23 protein-coding genes are annotated in these 21,921 nt (G+C 40.5%); 15 read left to right on the top strand and 8 right to left on the bottom strand.

The genetic code is table 11. The annotated features are described in order from the left end of the window. The first annotated feature begins 4 nt into the window (after positions 1 to 4). From CWB77_RS03145 to CWB77_RS03125, 5 genes are all read left to right on the top strand, one after another. Positions 5 to 1,105, top strand: a complete 1,101-nt coding sequence (locus CWB77_RS03145; protein WP_054202524.1) for an alkene reductase — start codon at positions 5 to 7, stop codon at positions 1,103 to 1,105. 29 nt (positions 1,106 to 1,134) lie between these two features. After that, positions 1,135 to 1,674, top strand: coding sequence for a YbhB/YbcL family Raf kinase inhibitor-like protein (locus CWB77_RS03140; protein ID WP_010390480.1), 540 nt, complete (start codon positions 1,135 to 1,137; stop codon positions 1,672 to 1,674). A 48-nt stretch (positions 1,675 to 1,722) separates the two neighbouring features. Beyond that, complete coding sequence (locus tag CWB77_RS03135) at positions 1,723 to 2,625, top strand: polysaccharide deacetylase family protein (protein WP_349654443.1); 903 nt, start codon at positions 1,723 to 1,725, stop codon at positions 2,623 to 2,625. Between the two features lie 197 nt (positions 2,626 to 2,822). Continuing rightward, positions 2,823 to 3,392 carry a DUF2799 domain-containing protein gene (locus CWB77_RS03130; protein ID WP_138621329.1) on the top strand — a complete coding sequence of 190 codons (570 nt, stop codon included), beginning with the start codon at positions 2,823 to 2,825 and terminating at the stop codon, positions 3,390 to 3,392. Positions 3,393 to 3,422: 30 nt separating this feature from the next. After that, entirely contained in the window at positions 3,423 to 3,671 is a 249-nt protein-coding gene (locus CWB77_RS03125) for a hypothetical protein (protein ID WP_010390486.1), read from the top strand. 46 nt (positions 3,672 to 3,717) lie between these two features. On the opposite strand, the gene CWB77_RS03120 is transcribed toward CWB77_RS03125, so the two are convergent. Genes CWB77_RS03120 through CWB77_RS03105 form a run of 4 tightly spaced genes read right to left on the bottom strand, consistent with a single transcriptional unit; the run spans position 3,718 to position 7,204 of the window. Then, entirely contained in the window at positions 3,718 to 4,218 is a 501-nt protein-coding gene (locus CWB77_RS03120; protein ID WP_055012248.1) for a DUF3299 domain-containing protein, read from the bottom strand. Between the two features lie 14 nt (positions 4,219 to 4,232). Next, complete coding sequence (locus CWB77_RS03115) at positions 4,233 to 5,480, bottom strand: ABC transporter permease (RefSeq protein ID WP_138621327.1); 1,248 nt, start codon at positions 5,478 to 5,480, stop codon at positions 4,233 to 4,235. Beyond that, the gene (locus CWB77_RS03110; protein ID WP_055012246.1) at positions 5,477 to 6,163 is read right to left on the bottom strand and encodes an ABC transporter ATP-binding protein; all 687 of its coding nucleotides are present in this window, start codon (positions 6,161 to 6,163) and stop codon (positions 5,477 to 5,479) included. Before CWB77_RS03110 ends, CWB77_RS03115 begins: the two co-directional genes overlap by 4 nt. Before the next feature lie 6 nt (positions 6,164 to 6,169). Continuing rightward, entirely contained in the window at positions 6,170 to 7,204 is a 1,035-nt protein-coding gene (locus tag CWB77_RS03105) for a CDP-glycerol glycerophosphotransferase family protein (RefSeq protein WP_138621375.1), read from the bottom strand. Between the two features lie 217 nt (positions 7,205 to 7,421). Between CWB77_RS03105 and CWB77_RS03100 the strand changes: the two genes are divergently transcribed. The 5 genes from CWB77_RS03100 to CWB77_RS03080 all read left to right on the top strand — a co-directional run bounded on the left by CWB77_RS03100 (position 7,422) and on the right by CWB77_RS03080 (position 12,872). Beyond that, complete coding sequence (locus CWB77_RS03100) at positions 7,422 to 8,525, top strand: phosphoribosylaminoimidazolesuccinocarboxamide synthase (protein WP_138621325.1); 1,104 nt, start codon at positions 7,422 to 7,424, stop codon at positions 8,523 to 8,525. 137 nt (positions 8,526 to 8,662) lie between these two features. Then, complete coding sequence (locus CWB77_RS03095; RefSeq protein ID WP_055012244.1) at positions 8,663 to 9,328, top strand: methylamine utilization protein; 666 nt, start codon at positions 8,663 to 8,665, stop codon at positions 9,326 to 9,328. After that, entirely contained in the window at positions 9,318 to 11,633 is a 2,316-nt protein-coding gene (locus tag CWB77_RS03090) for a bifunctional diguanylate cyclase/phosphodiesterase (protein WP_138621323.1), read from the top strand. The genes CWB77_RS03095 and CWB77_RS03090 overlap by 11 nt, the downstream gene beginning before the upstream one ends. A gap of 13 nt (positions 11,634 to 11,646) precedes the next feature. Beyond that, positions 11,647 to 12,453, top strand: coding sequence for a DUF3034 family protein (locus CWB77_RS03085; protein WP_282454125.1), 807 nt, complete (start codon positions 11,647 to 11,649; stop codon positions 12,451 to 12,453). Beyond that, complete coding sequence (locus CWB77_RS03080; protein ID WP_010390499.1) at positions 12,453 to 12,872, top strand: group I truncated hemoglobin; 420 nt, start codon at positions 12,453 to 12,455, stop codon at positions 12,870 to 12,872. The genes CWB77_RS03085 and CWB77_RS03080 overlap by 1 nt, the downstream gene beginning before the upstream one ends. Positions 12,873 to 12,913: 41 nt before the next feature. Here the strand turns inward: CWB77_RS03080 and CWB77_RS03075 are convergent, their stop codons facing one another. Further along, positions 12,914 to 13,657: a glycosyltransferase family 25 protein gene (locus CWB77_RS03075; RefSeq protein ID WP_010390501.1), complete on the bottom strand. Its 744-nt coding sequence runs from the start codon at positions 13,655 to 13,657 to the stop codon at positions 12,914 to 12,916. 131 nt (positions 13,658 to 13,788) lie between these two features. Here CWB77_RS03075 and CWB77_RS03070 point away from each other — a divergent pair, with 131 nt between their 5' ends. Then, positions 13,789 to 14,619 carry a sulfurtransferase gene (locus CWB77_RS03070; protein ID WP_010390502.1) on the top strand — a complete coding sequence of 277 codons (831 nt, stop codon included), beginning with the start codon at positions 13,789 to 13,791 and terminating at the stop codon, positions 14,617 to 14,619. Between the two features lies 1 nt (position 14,620). Here the strand turns inward: CWB77_RS03070 and CWB77_RS03065 are convergent, their stop codons facing one another. Next, positions 14,621 to 14,971, bottom strand: coding sequence for a DUF5522 domain-containing protein (locus CWB77_RS03065; RefSeq protein WP_138621321.1), 351 nt, complete (start codon positions 14,969 to 14,971; stop codon positions 14,621 to 14,623). A gap of 43 nt (positions 14,972 to 15,014) precedes the next feature. Between CWB77_RS03065 and CWB77_RS03060 the strand changes: the two genes are divergently transcribed. Further along, on the top strand, positions 15,015 to 15,341 hold the full coding sequence (locus CWB77_RS03060) for a hypothetical protein (protein WP_010390505.1): 327 nt from the start codon (positions 15,015 to 15,017) through the stop codon (positions 15,339 to 15,341). 113 nt (positions 15,342 to 15,454) lie between these two features. Here CWB77_RS03060 and CWB77_RS03055 read toward each other — a convergent pair whose 3' ends face one another. Next, the gene (locus CWB77_RS03055; protein WP_008115459.1) at positions 15,455 to 16,423 is read right to left on the bottom strand and encodes a class 1 fructose-bisphosphatase; all 969 of its coding nucleotides are present in this window, start codon (positions 16,421 to 16,423) and stop codon (positions 15,455 to 15,457) included. A 154-nt stretch (positions 16,424 to 16,577) separates the two neighbouring features. Here CWB77_RS03055 and CWB77_RS03050 point away from each other — a divergent pair, with 154 nt between their 5' ends. After that, complete coding sequence (locus tag CWB77_RS03050) at positions 16,578 to 19,007, top strand: zinc-dependent metalloprotease (protein WP_138621319.1); 2,430 nt, start codon at positions 16,578 to 16,580, stop codon at positions 19,005 to 19,007. A gap of 140 nt (positions 19,008 to 19,147) precedes the next feature. Continuing rightward, the gene (locus CWB77_RS03045) at positions 19,148 to 19,921 is read left to right on the top strand and encodes a YggN family protein (RefSeq protein ID WP_010390508.1); all 774 of its coding nucleotides are present in this window, start codon (positions 19,148 to 19,150) and stop codon (positions 19,919 to 19,921) included. Positions 19,922 to 20,030: 109 nt separating this feature from the next. On the opposite strand, the gene rsuA is transcribed toward CWB77_RS03045, so the two are convergent. Beyond that, a complete protein-coding gene (gene rsuA / locus CWB77_RS03040) occupies positions 20,031 to 20,729 on the bottom strand; it encodes a 16S rRNA pseudouridine(516) synthase RsuA (protein ID WP_138621317.1) in 699 nt (232 codons plus the stop codon). 58 nt (positions 20,730 to 20,787) lie between these two features. On the opposite strand from rsuA, the gene zapE reads away from it, so the two are divergent. Next, positions 20,788 to 21,897, top strand: a complete 1,110-nt coding sequence (gene zapE / locus CWB77_RS03035; RefSeq protein ID WP_138621315.1) for a cell division protein ZapE — start codon at positions 20,788 to 20,790, stop codon at positions 21,895 to 21,897. The last annotated feature ends 24 nt before the right edge of the window (positions 21,898 to 21,921 follow it).

Below are 21,921 nucleotides of genomic sequence, written 5' to 3'. Positions count from 1 at the left end.
AGTTATGTCTATAGAATCCTTATTTGAAGTTAAAACCCTCGGTGGCATGGTCACTCAAAATAGAATTGTGATGGCACCTATGACCCGTTCGCGAACTGCGCAACCGGGTGATATTCCCACTGAACTGATGGCCACTTATTATGCGCAGCGTGCTACTGCAGGGCTGATTATTTCTGAAGCAACACAAATTTCTGCTCAGGGCAAAGGTTACTCATTTACGCCAGGTATTTACACGCAAGAACAAATCGAAGGTTGGAAGCAAGTAACACAAGCTGTGCATAAAGAAGGTGGTAAAATATTTTTACAACTTTGGCACGTTGGTAGAATGTCGCACTCTTCATTTCATCATGATGGAACGCCAGTTGCCCCATCTGCACTTGCCCCAGATGCACAAGTTTGGGTGGTAGGCGATGATGGAGAAGGACGGATGCTTGACTGCCCAACCCCACGAGCACTAAGTGTTAAAGAAATTAAAGAAATAGTAAATGACTATAAGCAAGCGGCAATTAACGCGATTGAGGCTGGTTTCGATGGCGTTGAAATACATGGAGGTAACGGGTATTTAATTGATCAGTTTTTAAGACGTTCAGCGAATAAACGCACAGATGAATATGGCGGTAGCCAAGAAAACCGTATTCGTTTTGCCTGTGAAATTATTGGCGCAATTAGTAATGCCATTGGAGCTCATAAAGTGGGTATTAGATTAGCGCCTTTTATCACTCAGCGTGGTATGGGTGATAGTGAAGCAATTGACACTATTTTATTGGCAGCAAAGCAATTTGAGCAAATTGGTATTGCGTATATTCATCTTGCCGAAGCGGACTGGGACGATGCACCTACCGTAACACCAGAGTTTAGAGTCGCACTTCGTCAGTATTTTAGTGGCGCGATTATTGTTGCCGGTAATTATACCGAGCATTCAGGTGCGCAGCTTATTGAACAAGGTCTTGCCGATTACATTGCATTCGGTCGTCGTTTTATTGCCAACCCAGACTTACCGTATCGTATTCAAGAGCAACTGCCACTAAACACGATTACCGATGGGAGTACATTGTTTGGCGGTACAGCCAAAGGTTATACCGATTACCCAGCATATCAAAAGTAACTTTTTAACTGAAAATATAAGGGCTAAAAATGGTTAATTTTTCAAACTCAGTAGTTACTTTACTGATCAGCGGGCTGTTTAGTAGTGCCAGTTTTGCGGCTGAATTTAGTTTATCGAGCCCTGATTTACAGCCAGGGCAGGCAATAAAGAGTGAGCAATACTGGAATAGTTTTGGTTGTCAGGGGAGTAATGTTAGGCCACAACTTAAATGGCAAAATGCGCCTAAGAAAGCCAAAAGCTTTGCCGTGACAGTGTATGACAATGACGCACCAACTGGCAGTGGTTTTTGGCACTGGGTAGTACATGATATTCCTCTTACTAGTAACTCACTATCTTCAACGACTTTGCCCAAAGGAGCCATTGAAGGTAATACGGATATGGGGAAGCCCGGATACCTTGGGCCATGTCCACCAGAAGGACGCAAGCATAGCTACACCTATAAAGTGTATGCATTGGATGTAGAAAAATTAGCTGTTCCACAAGGGGCAACAAGTGCACTTACAGGGTTTTTCTTACACCAACACTCTTTGCAAACAGCCGAGATCACAGTAACGGCAGGACCGCGTTAATTAGCTTAGGAGATAAAAATGAAGGTTTTACCTTTACTCATTCTTTTAATGGCACTGTGCAGCAGTAAGCTATTAAATGCAGCCCCACTACCTGAGAAATCAGGTTATTGGCCTGATGATGCACAATTAGTGATTTCTATTTCAATGCAATTTGAAGCAACAGCACAAGACAGCTCTGATGCAGGGCCGTTTCCTCAAATAGAGCAGGGTTATCACGATACTATTTCGCCTACTTGGTATCAGTATGGGATGAATGAAGGGATCCCGCGATTACTTGAACTATGGGATAAACATAATATTAAAGTTACCTCTCATATGGTGGGCAGGGCTGTGGAATTAAATCCAGCACTTGCTAAAGAAGTGGTTTCACGAGGGCATGAAGCATCGGGTCACGGCCAAACATGGACACCACAATATTCGATGAGTGTTGAACAAGAGCGCGCTTCATATATTAAAAGTGCAGATATTATCGAAAAAGTGACAGGAATGCGGCCAGTTGGCTTCAATGCATTTTGGATGAGACACTCAGAAAATACACTTACGCTTTTGCAAGAGCTTGGGTTTATTTATCATATTGATGATCTATCGCGTGATGAGCCTTCTTTTACACCAGTAAATAATAAGCCTTTTGTGGTTGTACCTTATACTTTTCGTAATAACGACATTGTGCGCTACTCAGGAAGCACAGCTATGACGGCCCAAGCCTACTTACAAGAGTTAAAGGATGAGTTTGATGTGTTATACGCCGAAGGTAAGCATAGAAGACGGATGATGTCGATTAGTGCTCATGACCGTATTGCAGGAACGCCTGCACGGGTAAAAGCGCTTGATGATTTTATCCAATATGCAAAACAGCATACTGGTGTTAAGTTCATGCGAAAAGATAACATAGCCCGTTGGATAATGAAGCAAAATAATGTGCCTACTAATCCGGCTCAGACGGCTAGATAAAGGAAACATCTATGAGGCAGCTTTTTAATACCATAAGTATGCCTCGTGTGATTTTTAGAGGTGAAGGAGTTAAGTTGTTGTCGTAAATTTTAAACATCAACGGAATTAGAATAGCTTGTTACATTTTTACTATTCACTTTAAACGAGTATCTCTTAAAATAGGTACTTGAATAGTCTATAACACTTTAGGAAATAGCATGTTTAGCCGATGTATGTTCATTTTATTTGTACTATCTCTATCAGGATGCTCTTCTTTGTCTCAGGATGAATGTATACAGGCCAATTGGACAAACCTAGGCTTTAGTCATGGCGAGCAAGGGTATACATTTGAACATGGCAGAGAAATTATATCCGCTTGTAGTGAGTTTGGTATCACTGCAAAACTAGATGATTATAAGGTTGGTTACAAGCAGGGGCTCGCAGCCTTTTGTGAGCCTGAAAATGGCTTTACCCTGGGCTTACGAGGGGATGCGTATAACGGGGTTTGTCATGACACACAGTTTAGAAAAGCATGGCAAGAGGGTAATGAGCGTTATCAATTTGAAGCAAGGAAAGCTGAGATAGATGATCGACTTAATAATATTAATTGGCGGTTGCAATCTATTAGTAATGAATTAGCGAGTGATAAACCGTCAAGTAGCCAAAATAAAGAGTTACGCCGAGAGCGAGAGCTATTGGAGAGAGAGCGTCGTGATTTAAGAAAAGAAAAAGCACTTCTGCCATTACTCAACAAGCTTCCTTCATGGCATTTTGAGTATGAACTATAATTTATAACATATCCTTTTACGGTGATTAATATGAAAGTAATATCAATTTTAATAACATTTCTGATCCTCAGTGGGTGTGCGTCAAAAGAAATGCCAGACGGTTATGGAAATGAAGTATTTGCGGAGCATGAGTGCTTAGGTGGTGAAGTTGAAACAGACTATAGCTACACAATTTTTAGCTCTGACGAAGATGAAAGCAATAAGAGTACGGTGAAGTCGACTTGTCATCCAGTGAAAACTCAGTCTGAACTTGAGCGAGATATAAGGACGGGTGGTTGATAGAACAAAATAAAACCCACTTTAAAAGTGGGTTTTATTTTAAGAATTAAAGCTCAAAGGGAGCAACACCGACAGCTTGCATTTGATAACCCACTTGGGCTATTTCGCCAGACCAAGTTTGCGTTTTAATAACGCCCGTTACAACAATCGCATCATATAAGCTATCGATAGGCACACCGCCTTTAATAGTTACATGAACCAGCTGGTTTGGCGGTGGGGGTGGCACATGAATACAGGCACCAAAGTAAGGGACTAATAAAAACTCGGTAATAAGTTCGCTGTCACCTTCAAGTGGCACAACAAACCCAGGTAAGCTAACAGACTGCCCATCAAGTGTTTTAACAACCGGCGCGTCCAAATCAGGTTGCACCCAGTTTTGCTCACTGCCTTCGTGATTAGCTTGTGCTTGGGTATCTATTTGCACATGCCCTTGTGGGATCAAGTCTTCCCAAAAAATTTCCTTCGGGGGATTTGCAATGCTAGCAAAGCTAATTAGCACTGCACTTAATAGCATTAAAGAGTGTGTAGTTACTTTAAACAACGTCATGATCATCCTAAAGTTTATATTTTTATACTCATACCATCACTAAGAGAATAAAAGTAAGCGCGTGTAGCAGGGATCAAGCCAATAATGAATCCCGCAGCCATAATAACGCCAATCAAAGTGAGTTCATAGTCAGAGAGCATACTGATATTAATGCTCACTCCTGCTTGGCTTTGTAAGTAACCCGCGGTTGTGCCCATAAGCGCATAAAATAGAGTGCAGCCTACTAAGCAACCTAAAAAGGTAGTGAGCAGTGATTCTATACTGATCAGTGAAAATAATTGCCAAGGGCGGGCGCCCACAGAACGTAATATTGCCAGTTCTCTGCGGCGTTGATTAAGGTTAGCCAGCAGTGTGGTTAACATGCCGAGCAAGCTAATAATGACCACCACAAATGAAAATAGCAATAGGATCTTTTCTATTATTGCCAGCATTTCCCAAAGCTCTTTTAGTGTGACTGTAGGCATAATCGCTAATAAAGGCTCTGGCTTAAATTGGTTTATGTTACGCCTAATTTGCAGCGTATAAAGCGGTGAGTCGAAGCCCATTAAAAAGGCGGTAATTTGTTTTGGATGGCCAACTAGTGCGTGACTCGAGTGGTCATGATGATCGTCATGATCATGATGGCCGCCACCATGAATCATTTCAATTGCCGCCAGCGGCACATGCAAGGTTTTATCAACAGGGGTGCCAGTAGGCTTTAAAATACCAACAACTTTGAAGGGGTTATCATCATGATGATGAAAGCTAGTATTGCCCATACCATGAGAAATAACGATTTCATCACCAATTTTATAGGCCAGTTTACTTGCAACCTCACTCCCTATAACAACTTCATTGATGCTAGAAAAAGCCTGTCCTTGTGTAAATGCTAAGGGCTGTTTTTTAGCAAATCGATAGTGCTTAAAATAATCAAGTGTGGTGCCTAAAACTGCTTGGCCCTTATGGCTATCTCCAAGGCTGATAGGAATGCTCCACTTAACCCCGCGTTGTTTTGTAATGTATTGGTAGCTTTGCCAACTCACACCATTATTGGTGTGGCCAATTCTAAACACCGAGGAGAGTAGTAATTGAATATCGCCAGTACGTGCGCCAACAATTAAATCGGTACCCGAAATGGTATTACTAAAACTACTTTTAGCATCTACGCGAACGCGCTCAATACTGAGTAATAACATGACGCTAATCGCAATAGTGAGCAATGTCAGTAATACACTGGCACGTCTATTTAGCAAACTTTTATAGGCAAGTTTAAATAAAATCATACACCACCTTGTAAATTTACTAAGTCGATTGTGCGGCTAAAGAGTGGCTTTAATGTTTCATCGTGACTGACAAAAACAAGCGTGCTGTTACTTTTTTTTGCTTGTTCAAATAGCAGCTTAATAAAGCTTTCACGATTTTGCGTATCAAGTGCTGAAGTAGGCTCATCGGCAATGATAAGTTCGGGGCTGCCTATAAATGCACGTGCTGCAGCAACTCGCTGTTGCTGCCCAATACTTAAAGTGGCAACATTTTGATTATGAAGGTGCGGCTCTAACCCAAGTGCATTGAGAAGTCGGGCAGCTTCTTTGATTAAACTCTCAATTTGGTTGAGCACGTGTTGCTGACGCTTTTTCGAAAATTGGCACCCTAAACATACATTTTCTAATGGGGTTAAATAAGGTAGTAAATTAAAGTTTTGGAAAATATAGCCAATATGATCCGCTCTAAATGCGTCGCGTTGTGCATTGGTAAGCGCACTTAGATTTTGGTTCAAAACACAAAGTTGGCCGCTAGTGGTTACATTAATGCCTGCCAGTAGTGCCAGTAAGGTAGATTTACCACTGCCGCTTGGCCCATGTAAAAAAACATGTTCACCTTCATCAATGGCGAGTTGCTCAATAGTGAGAGTGGGGCTGGCTGCTTTTTTATGCCATTTAAAAGATACATTCTCAAGGTTGATCATAACGTCTTACCAACTCCAATAGTTAAGTCTTTTGCGCATTTTAAATTGTCTAATAAGATTAAGTGGTTTAGCTTTGAGCTTTTCATCACTATGCAACAGTTCATTGGTTGCGCAAAGTACTCGTTGGCTTGACTTGCCATCTGTGTATGGGTGTAATTCTTGGCAAAAAGCTTCAATATTATCCACCAGTTCTTTTGGGTAAGTTAGTGCATAGTCTATTGCGGCTTCAACGTTATTTTTATCTGTAATATCAAGTAAGTGTTTTTCAGGTGCTTTATTACAAAACGTTACAACCGGTTTTCGTTGTACTAAAAACATCAGTAGTATGGATGAAGTATCGCACAGCATTACATCAGCAGATTGTAATAAAGGAATAACATTGTCTGTTTCAACAAAGGTTAGATTATCATTACTTAACGCTTGATATTTATTAACCCACTCTTGCGGCATTTTCGGATGAAACTGAACTAATAGTCGCCATTTACCGCTTTCACTAAAGTGTTTTATTTGATCATAAAGTTTAGGTGCAAGAGATAAGCGTTTTGAAAATGTAGAGCAGATCAATACCGTTGGGCGAGAGTCTGTTTCATCAATATGGCTAGGCTTTGAGTTACCGTTAAAGAATTGATCTAGGGGAGGCCAACCTGTTTCTACTACCTTAAAATAGCCCAGTTTTTTTTGTAACGCCGTAAACGGAGCCGTCGTATTTGGGCCTTGTGTACAATATAAATCAAAACATCCCCGAACTTTAAAGTGATCGTTTTGGCCTTTTTTATTTAGTTTTCCTGCATCAAAGCCGTGAAAAACAGCTACTTTCTTTCCTGGGAAAAATGTAGGGATAGAGTTCGCTGGTGCAAAGGTTGCGTCAGGCGCCCATTGGTTTATCTCATGAATAGAATTTAGTGTTTTTTCATCACTTTTCAAAAAGTCAGGGTTAACATTATCACCCTCTAAGAACCATTTAACTTCCCCTCCTTGAGCTAATATTTCTGCTTGCAATGGCCTTAAAATAGCATAGGAATAATTTTGAGAAATATACATTAAATATTTCTTATTCTTAGTGGCAGTTAAATAGTTCAAGCTAGCTCCTTAGGGCAAGTAATCATGCAAGTTTACCCCAATGCGTCAGCTAGATAAATATTCTGAGATGATTTGTTTTTAGCCTAAGATTGAGCTTTGTGGTTGGCTAGATTATTATAGAGCGCCTAACCCCAATTCCATACTTTGCTCTTTGAGCATGCCAAACCCCGGAGATAGCATGACTAGCTATAAAGTTTTAGACGTAAACGATGACTTACCCATTCGTACTAAAGGTAAAGTACACAGTGGCAAAGTACGTTCAGTTTATTGGTTAACTGATGCAGATAGCAAACGCTTAATAAATGAAAAAGGCTATAACGTTCCTGCCGATACTGAATTAGCCATTATGGTTATTTCAGACAGAATTTCTGCTTTTGATTGCATATGGCAAGGTGAAAATGGCCTAAATGGCGTTCCTGGTAAAGGGATTGCATTAAACTCAGTGGCTGCTCATTGGTTTAACATGTTTAATGAAGCCGGTTTGGCGGGTAATCATATTGTTGATATTCCTCACCCATATGTATGGATTGTTCGTAAAGCCAGTACAGTTAAAGTTGAAGCGATTGCTCGCCAATATATTACCGGCAGTATGTGGCGCGACTACGCCAAAGGCGAAAGACACTTTTGTGGTTTGCAACTTCCAGAAGACTTAAAAGCGAATCAAAAGCTTGAGCAAGTACTTATAACTCCTTCTACTAAAGGTATTATAGAAGGGGTTGCCGATATTCCTGCCGTAGATGATGTAAACATCACTCGTGAAAATATTACGAACAACTTAGATGTTTTCAATTTTAAATCGACTGACGATGTCACCAAATACGAAAAATTATTGGTAGAAGGATTCGAGTTAATCAGTAGTGAGTTAGCTAAGCTAGGGCAAATTTTCGTCGATACTAAATTTGAATTTGGTTATGTAGAAGATTTAAATGGTGTGCAGCAACTTATTTATATTGATGAAGTAGGGACACCAGATTCATCGCGTATTTGGGATGAAGCATCTTATAAGAATGGCAAAATTGTTGAAAACTCAAAGGAAGGCTTCCGTCAGCTGTTAATTAATAACGTACCAGAGAGTGATGTGTTATTAAATAAAGACCGTATGGCTGAGCGTGAGCAGCTAGCAAAAGATTATATTTTACCTGAGTCAGTAATGCTTGAAGTGTCTGACACTTATGTGGGTATCGCTAGCAAAATTATCGGTAAAGAGATCGTTATACCCAATGATCCGCGCCAAGAAGTGATTGCAATTTTAGATACTGACTATGGATTAATCGATAATTAGCGAAGTAAGTAGACAGGCATAGCAATGCTCATTTTTACTAGTAAAAAAGTATTTATTTTAACTAACTGAGCTATAATTCTTGCAATTAGTGCTCGTCTCTAATTAACTTAACCTATAGTGAATATTTAGGTGTGATTATGTTAGAGCGAGCAATGCAAGTTATTGCAAAACGTCGTTATTTATTAGTACTGGGTGCATTGTTTAGTGTGTCGGCCTTTGGCAATACCATTAATTTGGTTATTAAAGATCAGCATGACCAAGTATTGCCTAATGCTGTCGTAGAAATAAATCATTTACCTTCCTCAAAAACTACGGGCAGTTTACCCACGGCGGTAATGGATCAAGTTGATAAACAGTTTTCACCACAGCTACTTATTGTACACCAAGGTCAGTACGTTAACTTTCCAAATAGCGATAATATTCGCCACCATGTATATTCTTTTTCAAAAGCAAAGCCCTTTCAATTAAAGCTCTATTCTGGTCAGCCAGAAGATCCCATTAAGTTTGATAATCAAGGTGTTGTTGTTCTAGGCTGCAATATCCACGATTCTATGGTGGGCTATATTTATGTCGCTAATAGTAATCATGTGTATACCAGCAACGAGCAAGGCCAAATAAATCTACAAGTTGACTCTTTTCCTGTGCAAGCCAGTGTCTGGCACTCACTGCAAACAGCGACTTTGGATAATAAAAAAATGTTTGATATAAAATCAACCAGCCCGGTATCAATCACTATAAATACGTCTACGCCTGCACCACGTAACACCTTTGGCAGTCAATTTAGGGAAGGTAATGGGCAATAATTTACGTAGCCGTATAACAACGCTATGCGTTGGCTTGGTGTTACTTACAACTTTACTCAGCTTAGTGAGTTTTTGGTGGTCTACGAGTAAGTTTCAGGCAGAAAAAGTACAGCAAAATATAACGGTTGCGCAAAGCGTTTATAAGCAATATTTAAAATCAAAAGAGAGCTTGCTATTAACTGCTGCAAAGGTGTTAACCGCTGATTTTGGTTTTAAGCAGGCAGTTGCTACTCGCGATGCAGCCACCATTAGTAGTGTATTATACAATCATAGCCAACGGATCAATGCCGATTTAATGCTGTTGCTCGATTTATCGGGGCGGTTAGTGTCTGCTAATGTGAATGCACAAAATTTTGCAGATAACCTACAGCCCTTGATGGATGAATTATTAAATAATTCTGAACAATCGAGCTTTGTAGTGTTAAATAATCAGCTCTATCAAGTAATATTATTGCCAGTTAAAACCCCCAGAACCATCGCTTACAGTTTAGTCGGGTTCAAAATCACATCGGCTGTGACTACTGAGCTGAAAAGCTTAACCGGTATGGAGGTTAGCTTTGTTGCGCAATTAGATAGTTTTGCAGCAAGCTCGTTTGCACCTCAACCTGAAAAATTTCAACCTATAGAATACTTTGAAAATAAAACTACAGCTCGTTTTTTTGCTGAATATTTGGCCTATGAAAATCAACAAATAGCTTTACCATCTTTGCAATCACACCCGGTCACCTTACTACTAAGTGCTGATTTAACCTCAAGTTATCGAGATATTGAGCAACTATTGCTAACGCTAGTTACATTGGCCGTGTTAACCATGTTATTTGGTGTGATCACCAGTAGTTTGCTTGCCAATAACTTAACCAGCGGACTTACACAGTTAGCGGTTATCGCAAGGCAATTTGCCAAAGGTGACTACCGATTTAAATTTGAAGGTAAAAAACAAAGCAGCGAAATAGCAACGCTAGTCAGCGCCTTTAATAACATGGGTAATGATATTAATAAGCGTGAGCAGCAAATTAGTTTTCAAGCACATCACGATACCTTAACAGGGTTTTATAACCGTTCAGCTATGTTAGATTTATTGGCAAAGCAGCTCACTAAAGATAGATGCTACACGCTTGTTGCTATTGATATAAAAGGCTTAAGACACATAAACGACAAGCTTGGTCCGCAAGTAGGAGATGAGTGTTTAATTGCGGTGGCAAACCGTATTCGTCAATTCTCTGATGAGCTTGGTGGATTTCATGCACGAATTGGCGGCGATGAGTTTTTAACGGTTTACCCCAGTGTGGAGGCTGACCAAGTAAAATGTGCTGTAGCCGATTTGATTGAGCAATTACAGGCACCTTATCAGATTAAAAGCTTAAAAATAAGTTTGCGTTTTAACGCTGGGATTGTGCAGTACCCTGGACAAGGCGTTAAAGCGGACGATTTAATGCGGCGTGTACTCATTGCTGTTGATGCGGCTACAACAAGCCAACAAAGCTTACATTACTACCAAGATGGTGAAGATGAGGCGCACTTAGACCTTTTAATCATGCTTGATGAGCTCAAACAAGCGATTGATGATGATAACGGGCAACTGTTTATGACTTATCAGCCTAAGTTGAATATTAAAAGTCAGAAAATTGATAAGGTTGAGTCACTTATTCGTTGGCAACGTGATGATGGGAGCTGGGTTTCGCCTGAAGTGTTCATTGATTTAGCTGAGCAGTCAGGATTAATTGTGGAACTAACTGCTTGGGTTGTCGATACAGTTATTGCGCAAATAGCCGATTGGTATAAAAAAGGGATTCACTTACAGGCCGCCATTAATGTGTCAGCCCAAGATATTGCGCATGCGGGATTTCATAATTTGTTGGTCGCGACCTTAAAGAAATATCATGTAAGCCCAAGTTCTGTCACTATTGAGTTGACGGAGCGCGATATGATTGAAAATGAAGCTCAAGGTATCAAAGCGTTAGAGAACTTAAAAACTATCGGTGTTAAAATATCACTAGACGATTACGGTGTCGGGCAAACATCATTGGGGCGATTAAAAATGTTACCTATTGATGAGCTTAAGCTAGATAAATGCTTTATTTTAACTTTGCATGAGTCACAAAAAGATCAATACATAGTGCGCTCGTCAATCACACTTGGACACCAACTTGGGTTTTCAGTGGTGGCCGAGGGCGTAGAAACGGCAGCGTCTTTATCATTGCTTCATGAAATGCAATGCGATCATGCACAAGGTTACTACTTGAGTCGTCCTTTAAAAGCACAACAACTAGAACAATGGTTAGAGGAATATCAGGGTGTACATTAAATTTTTACTGAGCATGACACTCTTATTTTGCAGTACGCTAACTGTAGCTGCAACGGGAAAACTATTAGCAACACCGGGCGTGTCTCAAGTTGAAGGCAGTGCAGGAGGAGGGTTAGTTCCTTGGGCGCAGCTAGCAGGTTATGCTAGTGAGGACGAATGGGCTGTTAATGGCTTTTGTAGTCGTGCTGATGTAACAGATTACCGCCTAGATGCCTGTGGTGTGCAGCTTAACCTATTTAATCGTGTTGAACTGAGTTATGCAGTGCAACAGTTTGATGTGCCTGCGCTCAATACAGAAATAGAGCAGTCAATTTCTGGGGCAAAAATTCGTTTATATGGTGATATAGTATACAGTAAGTGGCCCCAGCTAAGCATGGGTGTACAGCATAAATCACTGGATGATGGCACAGTTGCAAAGTTGGTTGGCGCAAAAAAGACCAGTGGTACAGATGTGTACCTAGCAGCTAGTAAATTACATTTGGGCGCACTTGCTGGATACAACTGGTTTTGGAATGTGACCACCCGTTACAGTAAAGCCAATCAGTTAGGGCTTTTAGGATATGGAGGGGCTAATGAAGGTAGCCATATTTTACTAGAAGCAAGTAGTGCGGTGTTTGTAAGTCGTGAACTTGCTATTGGCATTGAGTATCGACAAAAAGCCAATAACCTAGGTTTAGGCGAACAAGATTGGCGCGATTTATTTATAGCGTGGATGCCTAATAAACACGTCAGTGTAACGGCGGCCTATTTAGACTTAGGGCGGATTGCTGGTGTTGACAAACAAACCGGCTGGTATTTATCCGTAACGGGGTATTGGTAATGAAAATTAGAGTATTTATTTTTTATTGTTTAAGCTTGCTTGCAGGATGTGCTGCTCAGCCTAATACCTCTTTGTATCACCAACTTGGCGAGCGAGCTGGGCTTGAAAAGTTAACTGACAGTTTTATTGCCCAAATAGGTAATGACAAGCAGGTATTTCATTACTTTGAACACAGTAATATTAGCCATTTTCGACAAGGGTTTATTAGTCATTTATGTTCGCTGGTTGAGGGTCCTTGTGAATACAAAGGCGACTCGATGGTTGCGATTCATACAGGTATGAATATAAATGAAAAAGACTTCAATCACGTTGTCGATTTATTAATAAATGCAATGGACGAGCAAAATATCCCACATACAGTGCAAAATGAAATTTTAGCTAAAATGGCGCCATTGCGTGGCGAAATTATTAAGATTTAATTTTTATAATCAAATGCATACATGTAAAAATATGCTGGGTATTACTCACTTGTAATTTTGGCAAGATCCGCAGTTTTATATCGTCTTTGCCTATGAATACTCGATCTATGAATTAAATTTCTGATAAATGTACTGCGGTTGGAATGAGAACCTGCATTAGCGCTTGTTATTTCACTAATAAAGCTTCGATCTTCGGCAACAGGATAGGGTTTTATGCCTATCATATTTAGGCCTACTTCAGTGTGAAACTGCATATCGACATCCACCGGTCTAAAAAACGGTTTTCTTTGCAGTAGTTTTTTAGCGCCGCTTAGTGAAATGATGTAGCCTTGAGTGCCGTTTGGTGCTTTTTTATAGTTGCCAACTGTTAGGTTATTTTCTAATAGCGTACTGTCAATAAATGGAAAGTTTCGATTATCAGATAACTTGATTAAATCCCAATTTTTTAATTTAAGCGCCGCATCAACAACATTTTTAAGTGAAGCTTCAATGAAAAGGTCATCCTCTAATACAACACAATAAGCGATATTTTCATCGACCATTTTTTGCCAAAGGCGCATATGGCTTACATAGCAACCAATTTCACCTGCAGATAGGTTGCGATTGTAACTTTTTTTATTTTTTTTCGGGCAATACCACTTGAGGATTTCTTGTTCACTAAGGTTTTTGCCAATGGTCGCTTCAAAACGTTCAGCATTTAAGTGTAGACTGGTAAGTCGCTTTAGGGTTGTTTCCCAACGGTCTTCGCAGCCTTGCATATTGATAATGTAAAAAGGGATTGGCATAATTTTATTTTATTTAGAAACCTCAAAGCAGCTATTTTAGCATTATTATAATTTGTAACCAGTCTAAATTCTGTTTATAAACAGGCTGTAATAATATATAGCTATTTCATTTCCTTAAATTTGGCAAGACGATGAAAAACATAGTCAGTGCAAAATGGTTACATGCGCGTTTAGAGCAAACTAACTTAGTTATTTTTGATGCAGGTATGCTACGCCCCTCTGCTGCAGGGGAGTACTCGCCCGTTGCTATGCTACCCAAGGCACAACGGTTTGATATCAAAAAAGAACTCGCAGATACTTCAAACCCATTACCCAATACCTTGTGTAGTGCAGAGCAATTTACTCAGGTGATGCAAAAAGCAGGCGTTAATCACGACTCATTGGTGGTGATTTATGAGGATGCGGGGTTATTCAGTGCAGCTAGAGCCTGGTGGATGTTTAAAGCCATGGGGTTTAATAACGTAAAAGTCCTCGGTGGTGGTTTAGCCAAGTGGCTTGAGCTGGGGCTTGCGGTTGAGTCAAACTATACGCAAGCATCACTAAAAGGCGACTTTATTGCTCATTACCAACCTGATTACTTTATTGATAAAAAACAGGTGCTAAGTGCTACTAAGGATGCCAATACAGTTATTTTAGATGCGCGTGCTTATGGGCGCTTTACCGGTAAAAATAAAGAGCCAAGAGCGGGTATGCGCAGCGGCCACATTATTAATAGCTACTCGCTACCTTTAAGTAGTTTATTAGAAAATGGCGAGGCAAAATCACTCGACTTTATACAAACACAGTTTAGTGAATTAGTCGGTAATGCAACCCAGATACAGTTTAGCTGCGGTTCGGGGGTTACTGCCTGTGCGCTTGCACTGTTCGCTGATGAATGCGGATATAATAATTTAAGTGTTTACGACGGCTCGTGGAGTGAGTGGGGCGCTGATAGCTCACTGCCTATTGCAGTGGGTGGCTAATTTAATTATAGGGACAATTTTTACACCCGTTTTTGCAGCAAGTACCACGTTTTAAAAAATACCACTTACTAAACACCATATAATTATTCTGCATGGTGTAATCTAACCCTTCAATTAAATTATCATGGCTTCTAAATTGTTTAGCAAAAGCGATTTGAGCTTTTATTGGTTGAGTGTATATAGTCTCTAAATAGTTATTTATTTTAGCAAGAGTACATAAGCGGCATAAGCAGCTGGTTGCTGTATCATCGAGTGGTAAAATAGTAGGTAACTGATAACACCAACATGCGGTTATATCATTAACATTACAGTTAAGCGTTGTATTACATTGGCTGCAGTTTATCTGGGTCATTTTAGGTCTTATTAACAGTAGAGCAGCAAGAATAACAAACATTATGAATATACAAAAAGCATTGGCTGAATTTATTACATTTGGCGAGCAAAGAGATAGTGCCATTAGTGTGATTGTTTCAACCGCAGCAAGCAATAAAACCTACCTGTACACACTCACAAAGCCTGTACTAATTAATGTACTTATGCGTTGTTTCAATAAAGAAATTGATATTGACGATTTACAGCTGTGGGCAAATGTTATTGAGTCGCGAGATGACATAAATTGCGCTGAGCATGAAGGCGTTATTTACGCGCTAAGTAATAGCGAGCAAATGGGCGAGTTGACTCATCAAAAGCTCGCACAGTTGTTAAAGCTGCTACAACAGTAGCAGGTGGTTATCAGAAAGTATGAAAGGTTTTAAGCAACAGTTTTCAGATGTTAGTAACCACTACTGGGCTAATCTCTAGCTGACAACTGAAACCTAAAACCTATTCTTAAAGTTTACTTATGATAGCTCAAGCAAGTTTCTACTTCGTCTTTAGAGCCTAAAATAACCGCAACTCGCTGATGGATAGCATCAGGCTGAATATCCATAATACGCTCAGTGCCTGTTGAAGCAATACCACCTGCTTGCTCTACTAGCATTGCCATTGGATTTGCTTCATATAGTAAACGTAGTTTATTAGGTTTATTAGGATCTTTAGTGTCAGTTGGGTAAGTAAATAAACCACCACGGCTAAGTACACGATGAACATCGCCAACCATTGCAGCAATCCAACGCATATTGAAGTTTTGAGCGCGAGGGCCTGTATCTCCGGCAAGTAAGTCATTAATGTAGTTTTGCATCGCTGGTTCCCAGTGGCGCTGGTTAGAGGCGTTAATTGCAAATTCATTAGTTTTAGCAGGAATAGCGGCAAAATCTTGAGTAAGTAAAAAGCTACCTTGGGTTTTATCTAAGGTAAACATGCGTGTACCTTTACCCGTTGTTAGCGCAAGCATAGTTGATGGGCCATACAGTACGTAACCTGCAGCCACTTGTTGATGCCCAGGTTGCATAAAAATCTTTTCATCAGCAGCATCTGAGCCCACAGGTGCTTTCATAATAGAAAAAATAGTACCTACAAGTGAGTTAATATCGGTATTTGACGAGCCATCAAGTGGATCAAATGCAACAATGTACTCGGCATCTGGGTTACCGGCAACAGTATAATCTTCTTCTTCAGAGGCAATCGCTTTAACTGTGCCTGACTCCAGCAATATATCTTTTAATAACTGATTAGACAGTACATCGAGTTTCTTTTGTGTTTCGCCTTGAATATTTTCATCGAGGGTTGAGCCTAATACGCCCGATAATTCACCTTGACCGACGCGAAATGAAATTTCTTTACATGCCGCTAAAATAGTACGAATTAACGACAAAAGTTCTCTTGAACAGCCATCTTCTAGTAATACTGGTGGGAGTCTACGCATTCTTTTTTCCTGATAACGTGTTAAAACTAATCATAATGTGAGAGAGATTAGTTTAGAGCGCTGAAATTCGTCTTAAATAACTGTATTGTATAAATAACCCCCTATAATGGGGTACCTACATCGCATTTAAAACGCTAATAACAAAGATAAGATTATGCAAAAAATATCACGATTAAGTTACATACTCTTTACTGTGCTGCTCTGTATGATAACTCAAGCGCACGCAGCAATTAAGTCTATTGACGAATTTACTGAAAAAATGAACCATTTCCCTGGTTATTTTTCTTTCTTTTACGATACCCAAAACGGCAATGTGTATTTAAAAGTTGATAAACTTGAGCAACAATTTTTACTACAGCATAGCTTGCCTTATGGCGTTGGCTCTAACGACATAGGTTTAGATAGAGGCCAATTAGGCGGTACCTATTTGGTACAGTTTGAGCGCTTTGGCAACAAGGTGATGTTACGTGCCGTAAATACTTACTACCGTGCAAACACGAGTAATATAGCAGAGCAGCAAAGCGTTAAAGAAGCATTTGCATCCAGCATTTTGGCGGGTTTTAAAGTTGTCGCTCAAGATGACAATGCTGCATTAATAGATTACACCCCTTATTTACTGAGTGACGTACATGGCGTAAGCCGTACTTTAGCTGCGCGCAAGCAAGGGCAGTTTAGCCTTGATGAGTCACGCAGTGCGGTATTTATGAATCGCTCAAAAGCATTTTTGAAAAATACTGAACTTGAAGCCATTCTCACCTTTAAAGGGTCTAAACCAGGTAAATACGTTCGCCAAGTGAGTGCTGATCCTTACGCTTTGAGTGTGCACATGCACCATTCACTTATTCAATTGCCTGATGATAATTACACGCCACGAAAATTTAGCCCGCAATCGGGTTATTGGAGTGTGGAGCATAAAAATTATGCAGCAGGGCTCGATGAGTCTATGTACGTGCGTTACATTCCGCGTCATCGTTTAGCAAAAAAAGATCCAAACCTAGCAGTTAGTGAGCCGATAGAGCCTATTGTTTATTACTTAGATCCAGGGGTACCTGAACCAGTAAAAACGGCTTTATTAGATGGCGGGCAATGGTGGAATGACGCTTTTAATGCTGCAGGCTATAAAAATGCCTTTAAAGTTAAAGTGCTACCAAGTAATGCAGACCCTATGGATGTGCGCTACAACGTTATTCAATGGGTGCATCGTGCAACCCGAGGTTGGTCTTATGGCAGTTCAATTATAGACCCACGTACAGGTGAAATTATTAAAGGCCATGTGACACTAGGGTCGCTGCGAGTGCGTCAAGATATCCTTATTGCTGAATCACTCGCTGCGCCTTATTTAAAAGGCAATGAAGTGGCTGGTACTTTACATGCAATGGCACTTGATCGTATTCGTCAGCTCAGTGCTCATGAAATTGGTCATACACTGGGTATTGCGCACAACTTTGCTGCGTCAGTAAATAATCGAGCTTCGGTGATGGATTATCCGCATCCGTTATTGAGCTTTGCAGATAATGGTCAGTTAGACGTATCTGATGGTTATGCTAAAGGTATGGGCGCATGGGATACGCAAGTGATCAAATATGGCTACAGTGACTTTACCGGCCAAGATGAAAGCGAAGCACTCGCTGCTATTTTACTGCAAAATAAAGCACAAGGTTTGGCGTTTATTTCTGACAGTGATGCCCGTGCCAAAGGTGGGGCGCACCCTACAGCGCATCTTTGGGATAATGGCAGTAATCCAAGTGAAGAATTACTTAGAGTGCTTGATGTGCGAAAGCAAGCGCTCGGGCAGTTTGGTATTAACAATATAAAAACTGGGGTTGCACTGTCGCAGTTAGAAGAAAAGCTAGTGCCACTTTACTTGTTCCACCGTTATCAAGTTGAAGCGGTTGCAAAGCTTATTGCGGGCGTTGATTATGACTATGAAATTCGTAGTGACGCACCCGTTAAAGGCGCCCAAGTTGTAACTAAAGAGGCTCAGCAACAAGCTGTTAATGCTATTTTAGCCACCCTAAAAGCAACTAATTTAACGCTGCCAGAGTCGATACTGTCTTTGATTGTACCAAAGGCGTATGGCGAGTCTAAATCACGAGAAAGTATAGTGGGTCGTACCGGCTTAACTATGGATGCACTTGCATTGCCTGAAGTGGCAGCGCAGCATAGTCTATCGCTATTACTTAATGCTCAACGATTAAATCGATTAGCACAGCAGCAAGCACGTGATAACCGCTTTTATAGCCTAGATGAGCTACTTAAACAGTTAAATAAGCAAGTGTTTAATGTATCAGCACCTGCCACCATGACAGGAAAAGTAACACAACGAGTACAGTACCTAACGGCAAAAACCATGGCTGATCTTGTCGCTAACGACGGTTTAAGCCCTGAAGTGCAAGCGCAACTACATTTCTATTTAAGCAAGCTTGCTGATGAGTTTAATCAGCACTCTTTGCTAGGCCATCCTGAAGTGGGTGACAGCGCATTTAAAAACTATTTAGCATCGCAAATTAATCAGTTTTTAACAACAGGGCAGTGGCCTGACAATTTTAAAGCCCTGCCAATACCACCAGGCTCACCTATTTAATAGTACAAGCCAGAGGATAAAGGCGCTGTGTAAACGTTACGTTTCATGGTGCCTTGTTTTTAGGGTGTTACTTTTGCTTGCATAAAGTTGGTTTTTTGTTAATCTAGCCACCCCCTATTTTAGTCTTTTTTGAGGTGTTTATGGCGTTTTTATCTCGTTCGATATTGGCGTTATCAATGGCACTTTTAAGCTCCAATGCAATCGCACAAAAACAATGTGATGTTGAACTTCGTCATGGTTTAATTATTACCGATGATGTGATCCGTATTGTTGATAAAGGCCAAACTAGGGTGCAAATTAACAATAATAATCAATTGTTTATTCGAGGCTACTGGGTCGACTTAAGCACCGACGAAAGCAAAGTGCTAGAACAATTTAGCAATGGTATTCGTCAAACAGTTCCTGAGTTGGTCGATTTAGCGACCGATGGCGTTAACCTAGGACTCAGTGCTATTGAGCATGTTGTTGAGGGCATGTCAGATAAAGAACCCGAAGTGCTAAAAACGCAATTACAATATGTAGAGCGCGCACTTATGGATAAGTTTAAACGTGGCGACGATTTCTTTTTTATAGCTCCTCAATCGCTTTCCCAAATAGATGATTTTTTTACTAAAGAAATTAGTCAAAAAATACACTCCGCTGTACATGGCTCTTTGGGTGCAATTTTAATGTCGCTTGGGGATGCATTTAAATCTCGAGAAGGCAATATAGAAGACCGCATGAACGACATGGGGCAACGCATGGATATCATCACCAAAGAAATCGATAAGTCGTTACAGAAAAAAGCCCATCAATTAGAACTTAAAGCCTCTGAATATTGTGAATGTTTAAACTCTCTAGATATTACTGAGTCTCGGCTGCAAGCGATTGTACCTGGGATGACAGACTTTGATTTAGTGCAGATTAAATCGTAAGAACAGAGATTAGGCAAGATTATAGAAGGCAACGAGCATCGAGCCTAGAGCGGCAGGTGAACAGCCCGAACCTCGTGGCCCGAAACCATTTCCTAACACCTAAACAACCTTACAGTTTTATCTCTGCGGCAGTTAATGGGCGGTATTCACCTGCAGCCAAGTCTTCACCTAACTTTATATCCGCAATTTGTTCACGATGTAATTCAACCACTTTGTTATCTACCGCTGCTAGCATGCGTTTTACTTGGTGATACTTCCCCTCAGAAATCGACAAACGTAAACCGTAACTGCCCAAGCGTTCAGCAATAGCAGGGCGAGTTAAATCTTTTTCATTGTGTAACTGCACACCATCGCGTAGTTGTTTAAGTGCATCTTCGGTAATCGGTTCTTGGGTTTCGACTAGGTAGGTTTTAAACTTATTCTTTTTCGGCGAGGTAATTTTGTGTGACCACTCGCCATCATTGGTAATAAGCACTAGGCCAGTGGTGTCTATATCTAAACGCCCGGCAATGTGAAAGTCGGCCATGTTTGGCTCATCAAGCAAATCAAATACGGTTTTGTGTAACTCATCTGAATTAGCGCACACATAACCTACCGGCTTATTGAGCATAAAGTAGCGTTTACCTAAAAAAACTAATGGCTGATCATAAAATAACACATCATCTTGTTGAGTAACTTGAAAGTCAAATGCCGTGATCACCTCGCCATTAACGCTAGCCGCTTGGCTTTTTATTGCTGCGCGGGCTTTTGAGCGTGGTAACTCTGCTAAATGGCTAATAAATTTATCTAAACGGCAAGGAAATTTCATGTTGTTCACATTTTTAGTCGGCTACAATGGCCGCGAGTATAGCGGATAGTGAAATACCATGACAGAGCCCAGCACAGAAATTTTAAGCCTGTACCATAACAAAGTTTCATCAGGAGAGCTTGAGTTCGATGCGGCGCAGCACCAAGCTGTGAGTGCGTTACAGTCTTTAAGTGAGCAATTAAATCAGCCTGCAAGCTGGTGGAAAAAAGCACCTTCAACAAAGGGAATATATATATATGGCCCGGTTGGTCGGGGTAAATCTATGTTGATGGATTTATTTTATGAAAACTTACCTACAGAGAAAAAGCAGCGCCTGCATTTCCATCATTTTATCGAAAAAGTTCATGCTCAACTAGCCAAGTTACAAGGAGATAAAAATCCGCTGCAAATAATTGCTAAACAGTGGGCCAAAGAGATAAAGGTACTGTGCTTTGATGAGTTTTTTGTTAGTGATATTGGTGATGCCATGATCATGGCTCGGTTATTTAACGCTTTATTTGAACAAGGCGTGGTGCTAGTAGCAACCTCTAACGCAAAACCCGAGCAACTTTATTACAACGGCTTGCAACGCGCGCGATTTTTACCAACTATCGATTTAATAAATGCGCATTGTCGTGTAATTAACGTAGCGGGGGAGGAAGATCACCGCTTCAGGTACGGCAGAAGTAGTCGTCATTATTTTATTAACTTGCCCGGTGTTGAATTTGAGGCTGGGTTTTTATCCGCACACCCTCAAGCAATGCGTGATAATACAATGACTGTGCATGGCCGAGCTCTGTCTTATTTATTAAGAACTGAGGATGCTTTACTGATTGATTTTATGGCATTGTGCTCAGGCCCTCGTAGCGCCAATGACTATATGTTTTTAGCAGAACAGTTTTCGGTAGTATACATCGCGAATGTGCCAGTAATGGGAAAAGAGGCAACTGGTAAAGTTATTGTACATGGTATAGAAGACAGCTATCAGCGCGAAAAGCAGCAGTTAGATGAGCATACTTTCGATGATGAAGCTCGGCGTTTTATTGCCTTAGTCGATGAGTTTTACGATTGCCACAAATTACTGGTAATTAATGCCCAGGCCGACATAAACGAGTTATACCAAGGTAAAAAGTTAAGTTTTGAATATGCGCGAACCCAGTCACGGATTGTAGAAATGCAAAATTGGTAAGTACAACATTAAAACACCGAATTT

Origin of the sequence: Pseudoalteromonas sp. S1610, assembly GCF_005887465.1 — a bacterium.
GTDB classification, from domain to species: Bacteria; Pseudomonadota; Gammaproteobacteria; order Enterobacterales; family Alteromonadaceae; genus Pseudoalteromonas; species Pseudoalteromonas undina.
This window is presented reverse-complemented; position numbering and strand designations above follow the sequence as displayed.